This is a genomic window from Acidovorax sp. 59 (genome assembly GCF_002754175.1).
Classification (GTDB): Bacteria; Pseudomonadota; Gammaproteobacteria; order Burkholderiales; family Burkholderiaceae_C; genus Acidovorax; species Acidovorax delafieldii.
This window is the reverse complement of the sequence record NZ_PEET01000001.1, coordinates 4,480,184-4,501,824: the sequence shown is the minus strand read 5'-3', so window position 1 is coordinate 4,501,824 and position 21,641 is coordinate 4,480,184. Positions and strand designations below refer to the sequence as shown.

At 67.4% G+C, this 21,641-nt stretch carries 24 protein-coding genes; 16 read left to right on the top strand and 8 right to left on the bottom strand.

Going from position 1 to position 21,641, the window contains the following annotated elements; genetic code table 11:
* The first annotated feature begins 72 nt into the window (after nucleotides 1-72).
* Nucleotides 73-1,299 carry a YbfB/YjiJ family MFS transporter gene (locus CLU87_RS20625; protein ID WP_099731639.1) on the top strand — a complete coding sequence of 409 codons (1,227 nt, stop codon included), beginning with the start codon at nucleotides 73-75 and terminating at the stop codon, nucleotides 1,297-1,299.
* Nucleotides 1,300-1,307: 8 nt separating this feature from the next.
* Here CLU87_RS20625 and gstA read toward each other — a convergent pair whose 3' ends face one another.
* The 6 genes from gstA to CLU87_RS20595 form a co-directional block, all read right to left on the bottom strand.
* Nucleotides 1,308-1,916 carry a glutathione transferase GstA gene (gstA, locus tag CLU87_RS20620; protein WP_056056950.1) on the bottom strand — a complete coding sequence of 203 codons (609 nt, stop codon included), beginning with the start codon at nucleotides 1,914-1,916 and terminating at the stop codon, nucleotides 1,308-1,310.
* Between the two features lie 116 nt (nucleotides 1,917-2,032).
* Complete coding sequence (locus tag CLU87_RS20615; RefSeq protein WP_099731638.1) at nucleotides 2,033-2,806, bottom strand: class II aldolase/adducin family protein; 774 nt, start codon at nucleotides 2,804-2,806, stop codon at nucleotides 2,033-2,035.
* A gap of 248 nt (nucleotides 2,807-3,054) precedes the next feature.
* Nucleotides 3,055-3,510, bottom strand: coding sequence for a carboxymuconolactone decarboxylase family protein (locus CLU87_RS20610; RefSeq protein WP_099732281.1), 456 nt, complete (start codon nucleotides 3,508-3,510; stop codon nucleotides 3,055-3,057).
* 229 nt (nucleotides 3,511-3,739) lie between these two features.
* Entirely contained in the window at nucleotides 3,740-4,615 is an 876-nt protein-coding gene (locus tag CLU87_RS20605) for an RNA polymerase sigma-70 factor (RefSeq protein WP_099731637.1), read from the bottom strand.
* Nucleotides 4,616-4,792: 177 nt separating this feature from the next.
* Complete coding sequence (locus CLU87_RS20600; protein WP_099731636.1) at nucleotides 4,793-5,059, bottom strand: YkgJ family cysteine cluster protein; 267 nt, start codon at nucleotides 5,057-5,059, stop codon at nucleotides 4,793-4,795.
* Between the two features lie 12 nt (nucleotides 5,060-5,071).
* A complete protein-coding gene (locus CLU87_RS20595) occupies nucleotides 5,072-5,668 on the bottom strand; it encodes an NADPH-dependent FMN reductase (RefSeq protein ID WP_099732280.1) in 597 nt (198 codons plus the stop codon).
* A 328-nt stretch (nucleotides 5,669-5,996) separates the two neighbouring features.
* Here CLU87_RS20595 and mnmG point away from each other — a divergent pair, with 328 nt between their 5' ends.
* The 15 genes from mnmG to CLU87_RS20520 all read left to right on the top strand — a co-directional run bounded on the left by mnmG (nucleotide 5,997) and on the right by CLU87_RS20520 (nucleotide 19,759).
* Nucleotides 5,997-7,982 carry a tRNA uridine-5-carboxymethylaminomethyl(34) synthesis enzyme MnmG gene (gene mnmG / locus CLU87_RS20590; RefSeq protein ID WP_099731635.1) on the top strand — a complete coding sequence of 662 codons (1,986 nt, stop codon included), beginning with the start codon at nucleotides 5,997-5,999 and terminating at the stop codon, nucleotides 7,980-7,982.
* 2 nt (nucleotides 7,983-7,984) lie between these two features.
* Nucleotides 7,985-8,662, top strand: coding sequence for a 16S rRNA (guanine(527)-N(7))-methyltransferase RsmG (rsmG, locus tag CLU87_RS20585; protein ID WP_369804345.1), 678 nt, complete (start codon nucleotides 7,985-7,987; stop codon nucleotides 8,660-8,662).
* 117 nt (nucleotides 8,663-8,779) lie between these two features.
* Nucleotides 8,780-9,394, top strand: coding sequence for a LysE family transporter (locus CLU87_RS20580; protein WP_056742455.1), 615 nt, complete (start codon nucleotides 8,780-8,782; stop codon nucleotides 9,392-9,394).
* A 24-nt stretch (nucleotides 9,395-9,418) separates the two neighbouring features.
* The gene (locus CLU87_RS20575; protein ID WP_099731634.1) at nucleotides 9,419-10,231 is read left to right on the top strand and encodes a ParA family protein; all 813 of its coding nucleotides are present in this window, start codon (nucleotides 9,419-9,421) and stop codon (nucleotides 10,229-10,231) included.
* A gap of 34 nt (nucleotides 10,232-10,265) precedes the next feature.
* Nucleotides 10,266-10,808: an alpha/beta hydrolase gene (locus tag CLU87_RS20570; protein WP_099731633.1), complete on the top strand. Its 543-nt coding sequence runs from the start codon at nucleotides 10,266-10,268 to the stop codon at nucleotides 10,806-10,808.
* Nucleotides 10,805-11,074 (top strand): hypothetical protein, encoded by a 270-nt coding sequence (locus CLU87_RS20565; RefSeq protein ID WP_099731632.1) that lies wholly within the window; start codon nucleotides 10,805-10,807, stop codon nucleotides 11,072-11,074. Before CLU87_RS20570 ends, CLU87_RS20565 begins: the two co-directional genes overlap by 4 nt.
* A 25-nt stretch (nucleotides 11,075-11,099) precedes the next feature.
* A complete protein-coding gene (locus CLU87_RS20560) occupies nucleotides 11,100-11,396 on the top strand; it encodes a cupin domain-containing protein (protein WP_056056978.1) in 297 nt (98 codons plus the stop codon).
* Between the two features lie 42 nt (nucleotides 11,397-11,438).
* Nucleotides 11,439-12,356 carry a ParB/RepB/Spo0J family partition protein gene (locus CLU87_RS20555; protein ID WP_099731631.1) on the top strand — a complete coding sequence of 306 codons (918 nt, stop codon included), beginning with the start codon at nucleotides 11,439-11,441 and terminating at the stop codon, nucleotides 12,354-12,356.
* A gap of 237 nt (nucleotides 12,357-12,593) precedes the next feature.
* On the top strand, nucleotides 12,594-13,949 hold the full coding sequence (locus CLU87_RS20550; protein ID WP_099731630.1) for a hypothetical protein: 1,356 nt from the start codon (nucleotides 12,594-12,596) through the stop codon (nucleotides 13,947-13,949).
* Between the two features lie 12 nt (nucleotides 13,950-13,961).
* Entirely contained in the window at nucleotides 13,962-14,705 is a 744-nt protein-coding gene (locus CLU87_RS20545) for a class I SAM-dependent methyltransferase (RefSeq protein WP_056056984.1), read from the top strand.
* A 337-nt stretch (nucleotides 14,706-15,042) separates the two neighbouring features.
* Nucleotides 15,043-16,581, top strand: a complete 1,539-nt coding sequence (locus CLU87_RS20540) for a COG3014 family protein (RefSeq protein WP_099731629.1) — start codon at nucleotides 15,043-15,045, stop codon at nucleotides 16,579-16,581.
* 35 nt (nucleotides 16,582-16,616) lie between these two features.
* On the top strand, nucleotides 16,617-17,024 hold the full coding sequence (locus tag CLU87_RS20535; protein ID WP_056056988.1) for a YcfL family protein: 408 nt from the start codon (nucleotides 16,617-16,619) through the stop codon (nucleotides 17,022-17,024).
* A 42-nt stretch (nucleotides 17,025-17,066) separates the two neighbouring features.
* On the top strand, nucleotides 17,067-17,684 hold the full coding sequence (gene lpoB / locus CLU87_RS20530; RefSeq protein ID WP_099731628.1) for a penicillin-binding protein activator LpoB: 618 nt from the start codon (nucleotides 17,067-17,069) through the stop codon (nucleotides 17,682-17,684).
* 20 nt (nucleotides 17,685-17,704) lie between these two features.
* Entirely contained in the window at nucleotides 17,705-18,667 is a 963-nt protein-coding gene (locus CLU87_RS20525; protein WP_056056992.1) for a hypothetical protein, read from the top strand.
* A 6-nt stretch (nucleotides 18,668-18,673) separates the two neighbouring features.
* Nucleotides 18,674-19,759 (top strand): alpha/beta fold hydrolase, encoded by a 1,086-nt coding sequence (locus CLU87_RS20520; RefSeq protein ID WP_099731627.1) that lies wholly within the window; start codon nucleotides 18,674-18,676, stop codon nucleotides 19,757-19,759.
* Between the two features lie 11 nt (nucleotides 19,760-19,770).
* On the opposite strand, the gene CLU87_RS20515 is transcribed toward CLU87_RS20520, so the two are convergent.
* Nucleotides 19,771-20,406, bottom strand: coding sequence for a flavin reductase family protein (locus CLU87_RS20515; RefSeq protein WP_099731626.1), 636 nt, complete (start codon nucleotides 20,404-20,406; stop codon nucleotides 19,771-19,773).
* 239 nt (nucleotides 20,407-20,645) lie between these two features.
* Nucleotides 20,646-21,593, bottom strand: coding sequence for a helix-turn-helix domain-containing protein (locus CLU87_RS20510; protein WP_199170855.1), 948 nt, complete (start codon nucleotides 21,591-21,593; stop codon nucleotides 20,646-20,648).
* Nucleotides 21,594-21,641: the final 48 nt, after the last annotated feature.

Genomic DNA, 21,641 nt, shown 5'->3' with positions numbered 1-21,641 from the left:
GGTTTTGTGTTAGCCCGGTCCTCTGGCTGTCGTGCCAGCGGCGCGGGGGCTGTTGCACGAGAATGGACCGCCATGCCCTTGCCACCGCCTTCCGCATCGTTTTCCGTCTCCCCGTTGCGCAGCCTGTGGCTGGCCGTGGCCTTGTCGATGGGCGCCGCCATCTCGCTGGGCATCACGCGGTTTGCCTATGCCTTGTTGCTGCCGCCCATGCGCGAAGACCTGGGCTGGTCGTACACGCTGGCCGGGGGCATGAACACGGCGAACGCGCTGGGCTATCTGCTGGGCGCTCTGGCCACGCCCTTGCTGTTGCGGCGCGCGGCCCCGGGCGCAGTGCTGGTGGTGGGCGCCGTGATGGCCACGGTATTCATGGGCCTGAGCGGATTTTTCACGCAGGCAACGCCCTTGCTGGCGCAGCGCCTGCTGGCCGGTGGGGCCAGTGCGCTGGTGTTCATTGCCGGGGGGCTGCTGGCGGCGCGGCTGGGTGCCCAGGTGCCGGGGCGCAGCGGTTTGCTGCTGGGCCTGTACTACGGCGGCACGGGCTGGGGCATCAGCCTGTCGGCCTTGCTGGTGCCTGCGGTGCTGGCAGTGGCCCCTGCGCCGCATGGCTGGACCTGGGCCTGGTGGGCGCTGGCGCTGGCCTGTGTGGCGGCCACGGTGGCATTGCTGTGGCCGGCGCGGGTGTTGAACGGGCTGGCTGCACCCGTGGCCGCCGCATCCGAGACCGCACCGGCGGCTGCAGGGCCCGACCGCGTGCGCTGGCGGGCCCTGGCCCCTGCGCTGCTGGGTTACGGCCTGTTTGGCGTGGGCTATATCGGCTACATGACCTTTGTGGTGGCGCTGCTGCGCGAGCAGGGCCGGGGTGCGGGCGAGGTGACGTTGTTCTACGCCTTGCTGGGGCTGGCCGTAGTGCTGTCCTCACGCATCTGGGCCGGGCTGCTGGACCGCAGCCGGGGCGGAGAGGCCCTGGCGCGCCTGAATGCGCTGCTGGGCGTGGCCACCATCCTGCCCGCCGTCACGGGCGCGTGGCCGGTGGTGTTGGCCTCGGGGCTGCTGTTTGGCGGGGTGTTTTTGTCGGTGGTGGCATCGACCACGGCGCTGGTGCGGCACAACCTGCCGCAGGCGCTGTGGGCCAGCGGCATCAGCGCGTTCACCATCGTGTTTGCGGCCGGGCAGATCGTGGGGCCCACGGTGGTGGGCTGGATCGCCGACGGGCCCGGGGGCCTTGCGCGCGGGCTGGTGTTCTCGGCCTGCGCGTTGTGGGTGGGGGCGCTGGTGGCGTGGCGGCAGCGCCCCTTGTAGCCCTGGCCTTACTTCAGCAGGCCTTCGGCCTTCATCGCGGCTTGCACCGCGGGGCGGGCACCCACGCGTTCACGGTAGGCCGCCAGGTTGGCCAGGCCGGAGATATCGAGCTTGGTGGGCTGGGTCCAGTTGGTCACGGTGAACAGGTAGCCGTCGGCCACGGTGAACTGGTCGCCCATCAGGTACTGCTTGCCGGCGAGCTGGCCATCCACCCACTGCAGGCGTTGCAGCAGGCGCTCGCGCACCATGGGTTTGTATTCCTCGGGGGTGGCGGGGTTGAACAGGGGGCTGAAGCCCTTGTGCAGCTCGGTGCCGATGAAGGTCAGCCACTCTTGCAGGCGGTAGCGCGCCAGGGTGCCGTTGGCGGGCGCGAGCTGCTTGTCGGGCACTTGATCGGCAATGTACTGCACGATGGCGGGGCCTTCGCGCAGGCGCTCGCCGTTGTCCAGCTCCAGCACGGGCACGTAGCCCAGCGCATTGATGGTGTAGTAGTCGGTGCCGTCCTGCAGCTTGTGGCTCTTGGTGCTGGCCAGCACGGGGGTGTAGGCCAAGCCGGCCTCTTGCAAGGCGATGTGGGGGGACAGGGAGCAGGCGCCGGGGGAGTAGTAAAGCTTCATGGATCGGTCCTTGAAAACGGTCGGAAACCGCCGATCCTATGCGCTGCGCCGGATTCTTGCAGGCGCCGGGGCGCAGCCCCGGCGCCCGCCGCGTGGTGCAGCGGGGAGGGGTCGCGTCAGCTGTCGAATCCGGGCAGGTCGCGCTGCACCTTGCGCAGCAGCGCGGGCCAGGCAAAAGCGCCGCCCAGGCCGCCGGTCTGCACGCGCATGGCCTGGGCCACGCCGCTCACGATCTGCGGGTTCACCTGCGTCAGTTCGCCGCCGGCTTGCGCGTCGATCTGGATGCGGCAGGTGTTCTCGAAGGTGTACATGGACAGGAAGGCGTCGGCAATGGTCTTGCCCACGGTGAGCAGCCCGTGGTTGCGCAGCATGAGGAAGTTGGCTTCGCCCAGGTCGGCCTGCAGGCGCGGCTTTTCTTCGTCGCGGAAGGCCACGCCTTCGTACTCGTGGTACGCCAGCGAGCCCAGCACAAACGTGCTTTGCTGGCTGATGGGCAGCACGCCGCCCTTTTGCGCGCTCACGGCCACGCCGGCGCGCGTGTGGGTGTGCAGCACGCAGCCCGCCTCGGGCCGGGCCTCGTGCACGGCGCTGTGGATCACGAACCCGGCAGGGTTCACGGGGAAGGGCGAGTCGTGCAGCTTGTTGCACAACATGTCCACCTTGATCAGGCTCGACGCCGTGATCTCGTCGAACATGAGGCCATAGGGGTTGATCAGGAAATGGTGCTCGCCCGGGCCTGACACCGACTCGGGCAGCTTGGCGCTGATGTGGGTGAAGACCAGGTCGCTCCAGCCGTACAGCGCGACGAGCCGGTAGCACGCGGCCAGGTCGCAGCGCAGCTGCCATTCTTCAGGGCTGACGCTGCCTTGCAGCGAGGTGATGTTGAGCATGGGTGGGTGTCTCCGGTGTTGTGGGTGGGAAGACACCACTGTAGGGCGGGGTGGTGGCCGGGTCTGTCAGGCAGGCTACACCCGCGGCCATGTGTCGGGTGCCTTTTGCTTCATTATTGATAGCAAAAGAGGCATGACTCACTAGCGCTATCGGCCATTTGGACGCGAATTTCTGGTGCACGGCGCCCGCAGCGGGCCCTACGGGCCGATGTCCCCTTCACCGGCCCGTACCCCTCATCGGCCAGCGCTCAGCCGGCCTGTGGAATCGGTGCGCGCATGCCCGCGTTCAGCAGGTTCCAGGCGTTGATGATGGCGATGGCAAAGCCCAGGTCGGAAATCTCGGCGTCGGAGAACAGGACCTTCAGCTTGGCGTACTCGTCATCGCTCGCGTCGCTGTGGGGTGTGGCGGTGATGATCTCGGCCCAGCGGAAGGCGGCGCGTTCGCGTTCGCTGAAGAACGGTGCCTCGCGCCAGCCGGCCACAGCGTTGAGGTGGCGCGGATCGGCGCCGTCTTTGACGAGCGCGCTCCAGTGCATGTCCATGCAGTAGGCGCAGCCGTTGATCTGCGAGATGCGCAGGAACACCAGCTCGGCCAGCCGGGTGCCCAGCGGACCTTTCTTGATGGTTTCAGAGACGTTGACCAGGCCCATGAAGGCCTTGGACGACAGTTGGTGGTAGGGCAGGCGGGCGCTGTGTTGCGACATGGAAATCTCCTGGGTGATGGCAAAGGGTTGTTGATGACGGTGGTGAAAGACGGCGCTGGTGCGGGGCCTTGTGGCGATGTCGCCATGTGGCCGCATTGCCGTCTTCCATACCCATCAAGACGCTGCGCCGTGCCGGGTTGTGACAGGTGGCCTGCGTTTTTTCTGCCCTGGCGCACTGGCCTGAGTTGGCCGCGGGGTGGTCTGCGCGAACGGTGCTATGCCCGTGTCTTTACTGCTGCAGCATGGCCGGGATGCCTGCCAGCTTGTCCGGGTTGCGCACGGCGTAGATGGCCACGATGCGCTCGCCATCGGTCACAAACGCCTGGGCCGACTCTATGCGCCCGTCCACATAGCGCAGCAGGCCCGGCTCGCCGTTGATGAGCGCCATGCGGTACACCACCTGCGCGCCCAGGCGCCGGAACACCGCCCAGTACAGGTTGGTGATGCGAAACGGCCCCACCAGCGGCTTGGGAAACGAGGGCACGATGCCACCGCCATCGCCGATGAGCTGGGCGTCTTCGCTCAGCAGCGCCTCGATGGCTTGGCGGTCGCCGCTCTGGGCGGCTTTCATGAAGCGCCGCAGCAACTGGTGGTGCACGGCCTGCGGCACCTCGAAGCGGGTGCGCGCCTGCTGCACGCGCTCGCTGGCGCGGTGCACCATCTGGCGGCAGCTGGCCTCGGTCTTGCCCAGTTGGGCGGCGATCTCGGGGTAGTCGTAGTCGAACACCTGGCGCAGCAAAAAGGCCGCGCGCTCCTCGGGCCCCAGCCGCTCCAGCACATACATGAACGCCACCGACAGCTCACCCGCCAGTTCCGCCGCCGACTCGGGGGTGTGCGCGTCCAGCTCCACCAGCGGCTCAGGCAGCCACCAGCCCACATAGGCCTCGCGCTCGGCCTTGAGCGCGCGCAGCCGGTCGATGGACAGCCGCGTGACGATGGTCACCAGCCAGGCCTCGGCCGACTGCAGGGTGCTGGCATCGGTGCGGCTCCAGCGCAGCCAAGCGTCCTGCAGCACATCCTCGGCATCGGCCCGCACGCCCAGCATGCGGTAGGCAATGCCGAAGAGGCGAGGGCGCAGGGTGGTGAAGGGGTCAGTGGTGGTCATGGCAATGGCGGCGGTGGAGTGCTGTTAGTGAAGCACAGACGGCGCACACCGGCGGTTTGTGACAGCCTCGCTTGCAAACTACTATTTTGATAGCTGCTGGCGCATGTGGCACTAGCGCTGGGGGTCACTTTGGGGCTTGAAACACCTGCAATGCTTCTCGGGGCCCCGCAAGACCGGCTATGAGCGCGGGGCCGGCTGCGTGAGCGATTCCAGCTGCGACAGGTAGTGCAGGGCCTGCGCCTGGTTGCTGCCACACATCTCGGCCGAGGGCATGAGCCCCGCGCACACCGCCGGGCGCCCGGGTTGGCCAAAAATGCGGCAGCGCGCATCGTCCCCCAGCTGAATGCAGCGCACCCCCGCCGGCTTGCCCTGCGGCATGCCGGGGATGGGCGAGCTGATGGAGGGGGCAGTGCAGCAGGCACCGCAGCCGGGGCGGCAGTCCACGGGCGGGCAGCCTTATTGACCGCCAGCGGGCTGCAGGCGGCTGGCGCCCCACAGCACCTGGTCCACCACGGCACGCACGCGGTCGCGGTGGGCTGGCTGGATGAGGTTGCCGTTGTCGTCAAATGCGCTGCCTGCCGAGCCCAGGGCAAACGCCTTGGGCGCCAGCCAGCATTCGGCATTGATCAGCAGGGGGGCCAAGTGGCTTTGCGAGCGCAGGCCCCCCAGGGCGCCGGGTGAGGCGCTGAGCATGCCCACGACCTTGCCGCGAAAGCTCTTGCCGCCGTCTTGCCAGTCAGGGTTGCCCTTGACGGGGCTGGAGGCCCAGTCGATGGTGTTCTTGAGCAGGGCGGTGTAGCTGCCGTTGTACTCGGGCGAGCAGATGATCCAGGCCGGGTGTTGCCAGAGGATTTCCTTGAGGCGGATCACATCGGCGGGCGTGCCCTGGGCTTCGAGGTCGGCGTTGTACAGCGGGATGTTGAAGTCCGACAGCTCCATCAGCGTGACGCTGGCCCCCGCATCGCGCGCGATGGCGGCAGTGGCGTGGGCCAGTTTGCGGTTGAAGGATTGCTGGCGGGTGCTTCCCGCGAAAATGAGAAGTTGGGTAGTCATGCGGGCCATTGGAGCACAAAGCCACGGCAGGAATACTGCAAGCTGCCGCCCTTCGGCGTGTGGGGGCGGGCGCTTGTTTCACGTGGAACATCCGCGCAAGGCCGCAGGGGCTGGTAGCGCTGCGGATGGGTGGCGCAACCGCTGTGACCAGGGCTTTGCACAAAAAGCATGCAAAGGTGGGAAAATCGTGGGTTTCCCCTTGCACCCTTGCCGCCCAGATGGGCTGGTGAATGATGCATCCCGCCCCAGTGCGACCCGTCCTCGTTGGGCCGTCGCAGGAGGGCGGGCGGTTTTGAATGTCGGGCCCCCCGGGCCCCGGAGCACCCCCATGTTGTATCCCCAGGAATTTGATGTGATCGTTGTCGGCGGTGGCCATGCAGGCACCGAGGCCGCGCTGGCCGCTGCGCGCTTAGGGCAAAGAACTCTGCTGCTGACCCACAACATCGAGACGCTGGGGCAGATGAGCTGCAACCCCAGCATCGGCGGCATCGGCAAGGGCCACCTGGTGAAAGAGGTGGATGCGCTGGGTGGCGCCATGGCCCTGGCCACGGACGAGGGCGGCATCCAGTTTCGCATTCTCAACAGCTCCAAGGGCCCTGCTGTGCGCGCCACGCGGGCGCAGGCCGACCGCATTCTGTACAAGGCCGCCATCCGCCGCATGCTGGAGAACCAGCCCAACCTGTGGCTGTTCCAGCAGGCTGTGGACGACCTGATGGTGGAGGGCGACCGCGTGGTGGGCGCCGTGACGCAGGTGGGCATCCGCTTCCGCAGCCGCACCGTGGTGCTGACGGCGGGCACCTTTCTGGACGGCAAGATCCATGTGGGCCTGAACAACTACGCGGCGGGCAGGGCGGGCGACCCGCCTGCGGTGTCGCTGTCGGCACGCCTCAAGGAGCTGAAGCTGCCCCAGGGGCGCCTGAAGACCGGCACGCCGCCCCGCATCGACGGGCGCAGCATCGACTTCTCGAAGTGCACCGAGCAGCCCGGCGACGGCATGCCCGGTGGCGTGAACGAGGGCACGGTGCCCGTGTTCAGCTTCATGGGCAATGCACAGATGCACCCGCGCCAAGTGCCCTGCTGGATCACCCACACCAACGAACGCACGCACGAGATCATCCGCAGCGGCTTTGACCGCAGCCCCATGTTCACCGGCAAGATCGAGGGCGTGGGCCCGCGCTACTGCCCCAGCGTGGAAGACAAGATCAACCGCTTTGCGGACAAGGACAGCCACCAGATCTTCCTGGAGCCCGAAGGCCTGACCACGCACGAGTTCTACCCCAACGGCATCAGCACCAGCCTGCCGTTCGACATCCAGTACGACCTGGTGCGCAGCATGCCGGGGCTGGAGAACGCGCACATCCTGCGGCCCGGCTACGCCATCGAATACGACTACTTCGACCCGCGCTCGCTCAACAGCAGTTTCGAGACCCGCCAGATCCAGGGCCTGTTCTTCGCCGGGCAGATCAACGGCACCACCGGTTATGAAGAGGCGGCGGCCCAGGGCCTGTTCGCAGGCATCAACGCCGCCCTGCAGTGCCGGGGCGACGCGCCTTGGCTGCCTGGCCGCGACGAGGCCTACCTGGGCGTGCTGGTGGACGACCTGATCACCAAGGGCGTGACCGAGCCCTACCGCATGTTCACCAGCCGGGCCGAGTTCCGCCTGCAGCTGCGCGAGGACAATGCGGACATGCGCCTGACGGAAGTGGGGCGCCAGATGGGTCTGGTGGACGATGCGCGCTGGGATGCCTTCAGCCGCAAGCGCGATGCGGTTTCACGTGAAACAGAGCGCCTCAAAGCTACATGGGTAAACCCGCGCAACCTGCCCGCGGCGGAATCCGAGCGCGTGCTGGGCAAGAGCATCGAGCACGAGTACAACCTGTTCGAACTGCTGCGCCGCCCCGATGTGAGCTACGCCAACCTGGTATCGATGGACGGCGGCAAGTACGCATCGGCCGATGTTTCACGTGAAACCCTGGGTGACCTGAGCGACCCTGTGCTGGAGCAGGTGGAGATTGCCGCCAAGTACGCAGGCTACATCGACCGCCAGAAGGGTGAGGTGGAGCGCGCTGCCCACTTCGAGAAGCTGCGCTTGCCGCCCGACCTGGACTACATGCAGGTCACCGCGCTGAGCATCGAGGCGCGCCAAGTGCTCACCCGTCACCGGCCCGAGACCCTGGGCCATGCCTCGCGCATCACGGGCATTACGCCTGCGTCGATCTCGCTGCTGATGGTGCATCTGAAGAAGGGTGGGTTCAAGGAGTTCGCCGTGGCACCCGCCATGCCATCCAAGGCAGAAGGCGAAGTGGCGGCATGACGATGGCGGTGAACAACAACCACGACAGCCTGCGCCAACAATTACAAGCCGGGGTCGACACTCTGGCGCTGGGCCTGAGCGATGCGCAGGTTTCCCTGTTGATGGATTTCCTGGCGCTGCTGCAAAAGTGGAACAAGGTCTACAACCTGACCGCCGTGCGTGACCCGCAGGAGATGATGACGCACCACCTTCTGGACAGCCTGGCCGCCGTGGCGCCGCTGCGGCGGCATGTGGCGGGCCTGCAGCAGGGTGGGGTGGCAGCGGTGAAGCTGCTGGATGTCGGGTCGGGTGGCGGCTTGCCTGGCGTGGTGTTTGCCATCTGCTTTCCGGATGTGGATGTGAGTTGCGTGGACACCGTGGGCAAGAAGGCGGCCTTCATCCAGCAGGTAGCGGTGGCACTCAAGCTGCGCAACCTGCATGGTGTGCACGCACGGGTCGAGACGCTGAGCACGCCGTTCGATGTCATCAGCTGCCGCGCGTTTGCCTCGTTGCCAGACTTTGTGACCTGGTCGCGCAGCGCACTGGCCGCGCCCCACGGCGTATGGCTGGCCATGAAGGGCAAACATCCCCAGGAGGAAATCGCTGCGCTGCCTGGGGATGTGGCAGTGTTTCACGTGGAACAGCTCACGGTGCCGGGTCTGGACGCGGAGCGCTGCATCATTTGGATGAAGCCCGCCTGATGGCTCTGTCCTCAGTGCGCCGACTTTTCGGCGGGTGGGGCAGGGGGCTCGCGTAAACTCGGCTCCTCACCCGGGTGCATCTTTCGGTCGCACCCTCCCCGCGCACCAGGAGAAACCATGTTCGGCATCGCAGACTACGGCGCCTTTGTCGCCGCCATCGTGTTGTTCCTGCTCATTCCGGGCCCTGGCAATCTGGCGCTCATCACCTCCACCAGCAAGGGCGGTATTCGCGGCGGCATGGCGGCCACCATGGGCGTGATTGCGGGCGACCAGGTGCTGATGTGGGCGGCAGTGGCCGGTGTGGCTGCGTTGCTCGCCACCTACCCCACGGCCTTCCACGCGGTGCAGTGGCTGGGGGCCGCCTATCTGGCGTGGCTGGGTTTCAAGATGGTCACGGCCAAGCCGGGCGCCCAGCCCATCCTGAACATCGAGCCGCGCCACTATTTCAAGCAGGCCGGGCTCATCACCTTGCTCAACCCCAAGGCCATCGTTTTCTACATGGCGTTCTTTCCGCTGTTCGTGGACCCGGCCCGGCACCAGGGCATGCTGACCTTTGGCGTGATGGCGGCCACGGTGGCCGCGTTGACGTTTCTCTATGGCCTGACGGCCGTGCTGCTCACGCACCACCTGGCCGAGCGCATGCGCGCCAACCCGCGCATCGGCCGCGTGCTGGAGAAAGTGGCAGGCGTCTTCCTGATCGGCTTTGGCATCAAGCTGGCGATCTCCAAATAACACCACACGAACTGCAGCACCCACATGGCCAAGATCTTTTGCGTTGCCAATCAAAAGGGTGGGGTGGGCAAGACCACCACCACCGTCAACCTCGCCGCTGGCCTGGCCAAGATCGGCCAGCGCGTGCTGATGGTGGACCTGGACCCGCAGGGCAACGCCACCATGGGCTCGGGCGTGGACAAGCGCAGCCTCGACCTCACGGTGTACGACGTGCTGCTCGAATCCGCCTCGGTGAAAGAGGCGGCCGTGCTGTCGGACAAATGTGGCTACTGGGTGCTCGGCGCCAACCGCGAACTGGCCGGGGCCGAGGTGGAGCTGGTGACTTTGGAGCACCGCGAAAAGCGCCTCAAAACTGCGCTGGCCGAGGCCGATGGTGACTATGACTTCGTGCTGATCGACTGCCCTCCGTCGCTGTCGATGCTCACCCTCAACGGCCTGTGCAGTGCCCACGGCGTGATCGTGCCCATGCAGTGCGAATACTTCGCGCTGGAAGGCCTGACCGACCTGGTCAACACCATCAAGCAGGTGCACGCCAACCTCAATGCCGACCTGCAGATCATCGGCCTGCTGCGCGTGATGTTCGACCCGCGCATCACGCTGCAGCAGCAGGTGAGCGACCAGCTCAAGGGCCACTTTGGCGACAAGGTGTTCAACAGTGTGATTCCGCGCAACGTGCGCCTGGCCGAGGCGCCCAGCTATGGCCTGCCCGGTGTGGTGTTTGACCCGGCCGCCAAGGGCAGCCAGGCCTTTGTGGAGTTTGCGCAGGAGATGGTCGAGCGTGTGCAAACCATGCCTCCTGCAGCCTCTTCCATGGCCAAAATGGCCGCAGGCGCTTGAAGAGTATGCGGTAGCAGCTATTAATTTGATAGTAATGAAGGCCTCCAACATCCTGCTGCTGCCTGGCTGGCAGAACTCTGGCCCCGACCACTGGCAAAGCCGCTGGGAGGCCGCGCACGGCTACCAGCGCGTGGAGCAGCACGACTGGATGCACCCGCTGCGCGGCGACTGGTCTGCGCGCCTGGAAGAAACCGTGGCCGATGCGGATGGCCCCGTGGTGCTGGCGGCGCACAGCCTCGGTTGCATCCTCACCGCCTGGTGGGCGGCGCACACCCGCCACGCGGCCAAGGTGCGCGGCGCGCTGCTGGTGGCGCCGGGCGATGTGGAGCGGCCCGACCTGGCTGCGCAGATCCACGGCTGGGCGCCCATTGCGCGCCAGCCGCTGCCGTTTCCGGCCGTGCTGGTGGGCAGCCGCAACGACCCGTACTGCAGCTTCGAACGCGCCGAAGGTCTGGCCCAGGCCTGGGGTGCGCGGTTTGTGGACTATGGCGAGCGCGGGCATATCAATGCCGAATCCGGGCTGGGTGACTGGGACGAGGGGCGCGGCTGGCTGATGCAGCTCGCCACCCCGGCATGAGCCGCTGGGCCTTTTGGCGCAAGCGTTCGCCGGTGATGGCGGACGGCGCTGTCCCTCCACCTCGGCGGGTCGCGGCTGACTTCTACTGGCTTGGCGACGCCTTGCAGGTGGTGCTGGCCTGGCTGCTGCCCAGCAGCGCGGTGGTGGTGGGCGCGCTGGGGCAGGTCATGCTGGCCCTGGTGCTGCTGGCCATCGGGTTCGGTGTGTGGCTGCGCCTGTGGCGCAGTCGCAAGCGGCGCCGCGTGGCGAGCCGCTCTGCGCGTTGATGTTTTGAACCCTTGTTGCCGACCCATGACCAAGATCAGCCTGCCCGCCATTGCCGACCAACTGCCCCGCGCCTGGAACTCCACGGTGGTGGGCCAGGCTGCGGGCGCCAACGTCAAGGTGCTGCGCATGGACGACGCGGCCTATCCCGACGAATCGCACGACTTTGATGAAGCCCTGTTGGTGCTGGACGGCTGCATGCGCCTCGCCCTGCAAGGGCAGGTCACCGAGGTGAACGCGGGCGAGGTGTTCATCGTGCCCGCTGGCGTGCCCCACGCCGTGGCGCCCGGCAGCCACGGCACGCTGGTCATCATCGACCGCTGATTCTTCCCCCCTTTCCCTTTTTCCTTTCGCGAGACGCATTTCATGGTCACCAAAAAACCCAAGGGCCTCGGCCGAGGCCTGGAAGCCCTGCTGGGCCCCAAGGTCGAAGACAAAGTGGAGCAGGCCCAGGCCGCCGAAGCGGGCCTGCCCAGCAGCCTGCCGCTCTCCGAGCTGGTGCCGGGTGTGTACCAGCCGCGCACGCGCATGGACGAGGGCGCGCTGTACGAGCTGGCCGAGTCCATCAAGGTCCAGGGCGTCATGCAGCCCATCCTGGTGCGGCGCCTCGCGGGGGGTGAACACGCAGGTAAGTACGAAATCATTGCGGGCGAGCGGCGTTTTCGGGCCTCCCGCCTGGCGGGCCTGGCCGAGGTGCCGGTGCTGGTGCGCGATGTGCCGGACGAGTCGGCCGCCGCCATGGCGCTCATCGAAAACATCCAGCGGGAAGACCTCAACCCGCTGGAAGAAGCCCAGGGCCTGCAGCGCCTGGTCAAGGAGTTTGGCCTGACGCACGAGCTGGCTGCCCAGGCCGTGGGCCGCTCGCGCAGCGCCGCCAGCAACCTGCTGCGCCTGTTGAATCTGGCCGAGCCTGTGCAGACCATGCTGATGGCGGGCGACATCGACATGGGCCATGCGCGTGCACTGCTGTCGCTGGACCGCGCCGCGCAGATCACGGCCGGCAACCAGATCGCGGCCAAGAAGCTGTCGGTGCGCGAAGCCGAGGCCCTGGTCAAAAAGATTGGTGCCGAGTTCAGCCTGGTGCCGCAAAAGCCCCAGAAGGAAAAGTCGCGCGACCTCAAGCGCGTGGAAGAAGAACTGTCGGACCTGCTCATGGCCGAGGTCGAAGTGCGCGTCAAGAAACGCGTCAAGCGCAACGGCCGGGTGGAGGACATGGGCGAGCTGGCGATCCAGTTCGGGTCGCTGGAGGCTTTGAACGGTCTGATCGACCGCCTGCGCGGCTGACCCTCTCATCGCTCCGGGGCGCGGGGTTGTTGCCGCGCAAGATGGCGTGAAATAGCGCACACAAACGGTTTCCACAAGTAACTTGCAGGGGCAAAATGCGTCCTTGCGGGGCCTACACTGCGCTGCGTTCAACACACCCGGGTTGACCGCAAGGCCTCTTCACAGGGCGGCGACAACGCTGCTTTGCGGCCCATGATGGTTTGCCGGGTGATCCATGTATCTTCTGGAGCAGACCTGATGACAACCCCTTTGCGCTACCTGACCCCCGCCTGCCTGGCCGCTGGCCTGTGCATTGCCAGCCTGGGCGCCCAGGCCCAAAACACCAAGGCTCCCAAGGTGCAGCTGTGGATGGACCTGTCCACCGGCACCATGGCCGGCATGCCCGAGATGGACAGCCTGCCCGGTGGTGGCGGCATGCTCGGCGGCCTCATGGGGGGCATGGGCGGCGGCGCTGCGCCGGGCATGGGGGGCGGCAGCAACACGTCGTATGGCAACGCCCGCGCCATGTCCATCATGCCGCCGCGCGTCATCGATATCGCTTTGCACAACAGCCTGCGCCCCGGCGTCGAGGCCAGCCAGTCCATCCCGCCCGGCATGCGCATGGGCGAGTCCCTGCCGCTGGTCCCGCCGCGTGCCCAGCCCACGCAGACCGAGCCGGGCGAAGTGCCGCGTGAGTACCAGCAACAGCAGCCCAAGGGCCGCATCCTGCTGTACTGGGGCTGCGGTAGCGCGGTGCGTGCGGGCCAGCCCCGCGTGATCGATCTGGCACGTGCCAAGCCCTCCGACTACGCCCAGGCCTTCGCGGGCCGTGCCGTGCCGGACCGGGGCCCGCGCGTGGGCCCGGCCTATGCGCTGTACCCCAACGAACGCAACCAGGTCAGCCTGTCGCGGGACAGCTCGGTGGTGGGCGAGCACCAGGTGCGTGGCGATGGCGTGCCTGCCTCCATGAAATTTACCCTGGGCGCGGCGCAGGACCTGATGCCCGCCATCGACCTGCGCACCACCGGCAAGCCGCAGGACAGCATGGGCACCAGCTGGCAGCCCGTGCGCAACGCGCGTGCCTACTACCTGCACGCCATGTCGCAAAGCGGGGACGACCTCATCATGTGGTCCAGCGCCGAGACGCCGGACACTGGCATGGGCCTGTTCGACTACCTCTCGCCCGCCACCATCGACCGCTGGCTCAAGGAGCGCGTGCTGCTACAGCCCGAGACTACCCAATGCGCCATCCCGCAGGGCATCTTTGCGGGTGGCGGGCGCGATGCCACGCCCATGTTGCGCATGATGGCCTACGGTGGCGAGAGCCACATCGTGTACCCACCCCGCCCGGCCGACCCCAAGGCTGCGTGGGAGCCTGAATGGTCGGTGCGCGTGCGCGTGAAGTCGCACACCATGGCCATGCTGGGTGAAGAAATGCAGGGGCGCCGTGGCGGCATGGGCGCGGCAACCGGCGCACCGTCGGGCGGCACAGGCGCTTACTCCAGCGGGATGGGCGGCGCGCCCGCAGGCCAGCCGCCGGCAGGTGACGGCGGCACGGACGCGGGCAACGTGGTCAACCCCGTCAATCTGCTGCGCGGCATTTTTGGCCGCTGAGAACGGAGAACCATGCTGGCCCTGCGCATGCCCTGGCCCCTGCCCGCACTGGCGGCGTGGGCGTGCGCGTGGCTGATCTTTGTGGCGCTGCAGCGCGCCGTTCCACCGGTGGCCGCCTTGCTGGTGGCCTGCCTGCTGGGCACGGCTGCCAGTGTGCTGGGCGACAGCTGGTGGCGGCGCGGGCTGATTGCCGCCGGGTTCCCGTTGTCGCTGGCGCTGCTCGGGGCGGCCAGCCTGCCCACCTGGGCGTGGTTGGTGCCGCTGTCGCTGTTGCTGCTGGTCTACCCGCTCAATGCGTGGCGCGATGCGCCCCTGTTCCCCACGCCACGCCACGCGCTGCAGTCTCTGGCCGTGCAGGCGCCGCTGCCTTTGGGTGCGCGGGTGCTCGACGCAGGCTGTGGCCTGGGCGATGGCCTCAAGGCCCTGCGCCATGCCTACCCTGCCGCCCAGCTCGACGGGCTGGAGTGGAGCTGGCCGCTGCGCCTGCTGTGCGCCCTGCGCTGCCCCTGGGCGCGGGTGCAGCGTGCCGACATGTGGAAGGCCGACTGGAGCGCCTACCAGATGGTGTACCTGTTCCAGCGGCCCGAGAGCATGGCCCGCGCGGCCGCCAAGGCCCAGGCTGAGCTGGCGCCTGGCGCGTGGCTGGTCAGCCTGGAGTTTGCGGTGCCCGGCTGGCTGCCCAGCGTCCAGCTGCGTGCGCCCGGCGGGCGGGTGGTGTGGCTGTACCGCATGCCGCGCCAGCAGCAGGAGGGATGACATGCACACCATGCTCCCACTGTGCTGGCCCCTGTGTCCGTCTGTGTCACCGGCCCCACACGGTTACAGAAAAGATACAAGCTTTTGCTACATTCCGCGGCTGGCTACAACCCCATACACAACAACCAAGAAACTCACAGCCAGAGGGGGCCGCACACAGCACGTATCCGCGCCGGGAGGGGGCGCACGGGCTGCCAGCGCCCGCCTTGACCGGACTTCCACCACGCACGCACGCCGTATTCACAGCACCCTCCCTCTGGCGGGGCTGTTGCACGGCTGCGCGTGGTAAGCGCGGGGTGTTTCTGGTGAGCAACCGACCGATCTGCAAGGAGCATCCATGACCGCCCACCCACCCCGTTTCCGTCCGCGCCTGCTATGGGCCCTGGCACTGAGCGCGGCCCTCACCGGCTGCGCCACCATGCAGAGCCATGACAAGCTGGCCACCGACATGCAGACCGCCGGGCGCAGTGGCGGCATCCCCGCCGCGCTGGCCAGCCTGGAAAGCACGGCCAAGACCGAAGAAGAAAAAACGGCGCTGCTCTTCAACATGGAGCGCGGCGAGCTGCTGCGCATGGACCGCCGCTATCCCGACAGCACCAACGCCTTCCTGCTGGCCGACAACAAGGTCAAGGAATGGGAAGAAACCGCCAAGACCAACCCCTCCAAGCTGATGGGCACCGTGGGCGCCGCCCTGGTGAGCGAGCGCCTGAAGGTCTATGAAGGCCAGGATTACGAAAAGGTATGGCTGACCACGCGCCTGGCGCTCAACCGCATGGCCGTGGGTGATTTTGAAAACGCCCGCGTGGACATCAAGCGCACCCACGAGCGCGAAGCCATCATTGCCGAGTTCCGTGCCAAGGAAACCCTGGCCGCTGAAGAAGAAGCCAAGTCCAAGGGCGCCACATCGGGTGGCAAGGAGCTGAATGGCTACCCCGTCGAGACCCTCAACGACCCCGAGGTGCTGGCGCTCAAGAACGGTTACTCCAACGCCCTGAGCCACTACCTGGCCGGCTTCCTGTACGAAATGCTCAACGAGCCCGGCCTGGCGGCACCCGGCTACCGCAAAGCCATCGAGCTCAAGCCCGACACCCCCGTGCTCGAAGAAGGCCTGCGCGGCCTGGACAACCGCACCGGCTTCACCTGGAAGCGCCGCCAGCGCATGACCGACGTGCTCTTCATCGTCGAGGCCGGTGACGCGCCTGCACGCAAGCCCAAGGCCTTCACCATCCCCGTTCCCACCGGCCGTGGCCTGGTCACCGCCAGCATTTCGTACCCCGTGATCGAGCCTTCCAAGGATGCGCCCCTGACGGTGGTGTCGGCCGCTGGCACCGACCTCAAGCTCGAAAAAGTGGTGGACGTGAACGTGATGGCCCGCCGTGTGCTCAAGGACGAAATGCCTGGCATGGTGCTGCGCGGCTTCACCCGCGCCGTGGCCAAGGGCGTGCTGCAGAACGAGCTTCAAAAGCGTGGCGGTCTTATCGGCGGCCTGATTGGCGCCGCAGCCTCGGTGGCCACCGAGCAGGCCGACGACCGCATGTGGCGCATGCTGCCCGGCCGCGTGTATGTGGCCCGTGGCTACCTGCCCCCTGGCGAACACACTGTCTCCATCAACGGCCGCCAGCTGCCCCAGCCGATCAAGATCGACGGCCAGTACGCCCTGGTGCCCCTGCGCATGTATGACAACAGCGTGCTGATCGGCGACGTGGCCATGCTGGGCCAGCTGCCCACGGTGGCGGCCGCACCCCAGCCGGCTCCTGCCGCAGCAGCGGCACCCGCGGCCCCGGTGCGCACCACCAACAACAACCGTGCACGCACCGTGCCCTCGTCCACCGTCAAGCCCACGGCCGCCCAGCCTGCAGCGGCTGCCAAGAACTGACCCCTGTTTCTGACCCCATTCAAGGAGCCTCTGGCATGAGAACCCGTTTTGTCCCCGCCGCGATCCCTGCAGTGCTGTGCGCGGCCCTGATGACCCTGGCTGGCAACGCCAGCGCCCAGTTGCATGACCCCGCCACGCCGCTGGCCGTGGCGGCCAAGGTGGCGCTGCGAGGCGAGGCCAACAGCATCGCTGTGCGCGAGATGCGCATCGTGCGCAAGAACGACATCCTGGTGGTGCAGGCCGACATGGCCAACATGGGCCGCACCGACCGTACCGTGTTCTACCGCTTCAAGTGGCTGGACAACGTGGGCAACCAGGTGGGCGATGGCGAGTCCTGGAAGCAGATGAGCGTGCTGGGCCTGGGCCAGCAGACCGTCAAGAGCGTCGCGCCCACCAGCGCTGCCGTGGACCTGCGCCTGGAAATGAATGTGGAGCCGCGCTGATCGCGCCGCACCAATCCCTGTTTGAGTGAGGAGTAAACCAACATGAACACCAAGAACCGCATCCAGCGCAGCGCGCTGATCCTGGCCTTTGCGGCCAGCACCCTGGTCCTGTCGGCCTGCCAGAACCTGTCGTCCCCCACCGTGCGTTTTGACCGCCAGGTCAACTACGGCGACGCCAAGGCCGTCGAGCTGGTGACCAACGAGTTCGGTTCCACCGACCTGCAGATGATTGCCGAGAAGATGACCGGCGGCTTGCTCGAAACCGGCATCTTCCAGGGCCGCCCCACGGTGACGATCTCCACCGTGAAGAACAAGACCAGCGAGTACATCGACACCACCAACGTGATGAACTCCATCCAGACCGCGCTGGTCAAGTCCGGCAAGGTGCGTTTTGTGCGCTCCATCAACGAGATGCAGGCCGGTGTGGACGAGCTGCAGCGCCAGAACCAGAGCGGCCTGTACAAGCAGGGCACCACCGCCAAGGTCGGCCAGATGACCGCCGCCAAGTACAGCATGGAAGGCGAGCTGACCAGCATCGTCAAGCAGAACAACAGCACCAAGGACGTGTACTACAAGTTCACGCTGAAGCTGTTTGATGTGCAGGAAGGCACGATCGAGTGGCAGGACGAGAAAGAAATCAGAAAGACCAGCAAGCGCTGATCTGCCCCAAGGAGCACACCATGCAACGCAGAATCACCCTCCACACGGCCCTGGCCGTGATCGCGGCCACCACGCTGGCCTGGGGCACGGGCGCGCAGGCGCAGCAACCCGGCGCCGCGCCCAAGATCGCTGTGACCGACCTGGCCTACGCCCAGCGCGTGTCCGAATACTTCATGGCCGGCACCTACCAGCGCAGCAGCCAGATGAGCGCCCAGGGCAGCCAGGGCGGTAGCCACAGCCATGGCATGTACGGCGGTGGGGGCTCGTACTCCGGCCAGCAGTCCATGCAGGCGTCTGAGCAGGCCAGCGGCACCTATGTGGCCGGGCGCTACAGCTACATCGAGCAGCGCGAGCTTGGCGGCTACACCAATGACATCAAGGGCGCCATCTTGCAGGGCACGTACTTCCGCCTGGTGCAGGGCAAGGGCTTTGACGCCGGCAAGCCCCAGCCCAGCAAGGCCGAGCAGGTGCTCAACCAGGTGCAGGGCGGTAAGATGGCCACACCCCAGGCGCAGCCCCAGGTCAACGACGTGATCACCCGCATCAAGAAGGGTGAGTTCAACGGCGCCGACTACGTGCTGTTCGGCGTGGTGTCCAGCATCGAGTTCACCGACGCGCTCTCGCCCCTGCAGGGCACCACCAGCGCCACGCGCCAGTACGGCCTGCAGTTGCTGGCCGACTTCTCGCTCATCAACACCAAGACCTACGAGATCAAGGCCGCGTTCTCCGCCCAGGGCGAAGGCAACGACACCAAGATCCTGTCGATCCGTGGCGACATTGCGCCCCCCAACCGGGCCAAGGTGATGCGCGAAACCTCGCTGTCGCTGGCGCAGGACGTGTACCAGCAGCTCGCGGTGCAACTGGGCTACACCGACGCCAACCTGGCGCGCGGCGTGCGCCCACCGGTGGTTTACCAACAAGGCGGCCAGCCCATGCCCGTGCCGCAGCCCCAGCAGCCCGAGCAGGTGCTGATCCTCAAGTAAGCCGCAGTGCGTCCCACCGTGCACCCGCAGCCCTTGCGGGCACCGGCCAGTGCGGTGTCCGTCCTCCCCAAGGCCAGCCCTGCGCTGGCCTTTTTTGCGTCTGCCGCCCTGGCCATGGCGCTGGTGGGTTGTACGGCCCCGCGCGTACGTGAAGGCGCGGCTGCGGCACAGGCAGACCTTCAAGGGCTCGCCGTCGAGGAGGGCCCAGCGCAGGGCGCTGGGTTCATCCAGCGGGCCATGCCGGGCGTGGGCGGCGCCGTGCTCCAGACCCTGCAGCGCGCGGAGCGCACCGCGCCCCTGCGCTATCGCGTGATCGTCATCCCTGGCTCGGGCTGCGCGGGCATGGGTCCCATCGCGGACCGCTACTTTGCCGGCCTGCTGCACGCGCAGGTGCTGGTGCTGCACAAGCCCGGGGTCGATCCCCAGTCACAGACAAAGCCCGCCGACTGCCCCCACCCATTTGTGCTGCAAGACCGCCACTCCACCTGGTTCGCCCAGGCGCGCGCGGCGCTGCTTGCAGATGCATTGCAGCGCCAGGGCCAGCCCGCCGTGCCGCAGCTGCTCGTGGGTATCTCTGAAGGGGCCGAGCTACTGCCCGCGCTGGCCCCTGAGGTGCCCCATCTGGCCGGTCTGGTGCTCATCGGGGCCAGCGGCCTGGACCCCCAGGAGGCAGGGACACTGCAGGCCCGCCGCATGGACGCAGAGGGCGACTGGACCGCGCTGGGGCAGCTCGTGGCAGGGGCGCCCCACGACAGCGTGGTGGTGCAAGGGCGCAGCCTGGGTTATTGGCGCGACCTGTGGCACTGGCCAGTGGCGCAGCCGCTCATCGACAGCCCCTGGCCGGTGTTGCAGGTGTGGGGGGCTGAAGATGCGCTGGTGCCTGCGCAGGCCTACGAACTGTTTGCGAAACGGGCGGCGCCGCGTTCACCTGCCGGTTGGTGCGTACGCCGACTCCCGGGGGCAGACCATGGCCTGCAACAGCGGGTAGCAGACGGCGAGCACCCGGCAGATGGCGTGCAGCGCGTCTGGGCCTGGCTGGAACAATGGGCACGCCCCCCCCAGGGCGGGCTGTGCGCCCCGCTGCAGCGCTGAGCGCCTGGAACTCAACGGGGCCGATACATCCTGAACAGCTGCTCTGGCCCCACAGTGAAATAGTCCGCCGGCCCGCCGCCGCGCAGGATGTGCCCCGCGTTCGCGGTGTCGTACACGCCGTCCTTCAGCAGCGCCTGATCGATGTGCACGGCCACCACCTCGCCCAGCACCAGCCAGGTGTCCACCTGGGCCCCGTCCACCCCCTGCAGCTGCAGGATCTGCGTGCTGCGGCATTCAAAGGTGACCGGGCTTTCGGCCACGCGCGGGGGGCGCACGCGGGTGGAGGGCAGGGGGGTCAGACCGGTCAGGTCGAACTCGCTCACTTCAGGTGGCACGGCGGCGCAGCTCTGGTTCATCACCTCGGCCAGGTCGCGGGTGGCCAGGTTCCACACAAACTCGCCCGTGGCCTGCACGTTGCGTACTGTGTCCTTGTAGCCAATGCTGGCAAAGCCCACGATGGGGGGCACGTAGTTGAAGGCGTTGAAAAAGCTGTAGGGCGCGAGGTTGGTCGCGCCCGTGGCGCTTTGCGTGGAGATCCAGCCGATGGGGCGGGGTCCCACGATGGCATTGAACGGGTCGTGCGGCAGGCCGTGGCCCAGGCGGGGTTCGTAGCTGTGGAAGGTGCGTGGGGGCTGTGGAGTGGTCATGGGGCTCGGCAGAGTCGGAGCGAACAAGCGGACACCTTAGCGGCAGACGCGGCGCGCTGCAGTCATCGGGGTATCTGAATACTCACTTTTTCATAGCTGCCTGGGCATATGGTTCTAGCGCACAGGGGCAATAGCAGGCAGATAGGGCTCACCGAGCTCCCGTACACCCTGGCCAAGGCCCCGTGCGGCGAAGTCATGCCATAACGCCCGGCAGCTTCGGCTGCACGCACCGCACGGGGCTACGGGACCACGGCTGCCGGCTGCTGCTGCCCCAAAAACCGTCCCGGCGGCTGCCCCACCGACTTGCGCACCATGGCGCTGAAGGCGCTCGCGCTGTAGCCCAGCTCGGCGGCGATCTGGCCCATGGGCATGCGGCCGGCGGCCAGCGACACGGCCTTGGCCAGGATCACCTGCTGGCGCCATTGGGTGAAGGTGCTGCCCAGCTCGGAGCGGAACAGGCGTGCCACGGTGCGTGGGCTGGCGCCCGTGTCCTGCGCCCAGTCGGCCAGGGTGTCGTGGCGCGTGGGGTCGGCCAGCACGGCCTCGCACAGGTGGCGCAGGCGCTTGTCCTGGGGCAGGTCCACGCCCAGCTTCACGGCGGCGGCACGGGCCAGTTCGTCGCGCACCAGGGCGCTCAGGTGCTGCTCGCGTCGCAGGTCGGCGGGGCTGATCGCGGCGCCGCCGTCGGGCGTGGTGGGCATCTCGCGCACCAGGGCGCGCAGCAGGTCGGACACCTCCAGCACGCGGCACTGGCGCCATGCGTCTTCCTGGTCGCGCGGCACGCCGGGGCCGCAGCGCCCCCGGGGCTGGTGAAAGTACAGCGTGCGCAGGTCGGCGTCTTCCACCATGGTCACGGCATGTTCCACACCGGGCGGAATCCACAGCGCGCGCGAGGGCGGCACGATGTAGGTGCCGTGGTTCACCGTGAGCCGGATCACGCCCGTGGTGGAGATCGCTACCTGCGCCCAGGGGTGGCTGTGGGGCATCACCTGCGTGTCGGCGGCCAGCCAGCGCAGCTTGGCGCGCACCGGGCGGGCGGCGGTGGGCACAAACAGCTCGGGCGTGAGCGAGTCCACGTACGACATCCCGCGCGACTTGCCGGCCTGGGCGCGAGGCACGACCTCGGCGGCGAAGTGTTCCACCACCGGTTCGGTAGGGGTGGGGGGCCTGGTGGGTGGGTTTGGCATGTTTGCGATAGAAATTGGCCGTCTATCGTAAACCTGCCGAGGGCATGC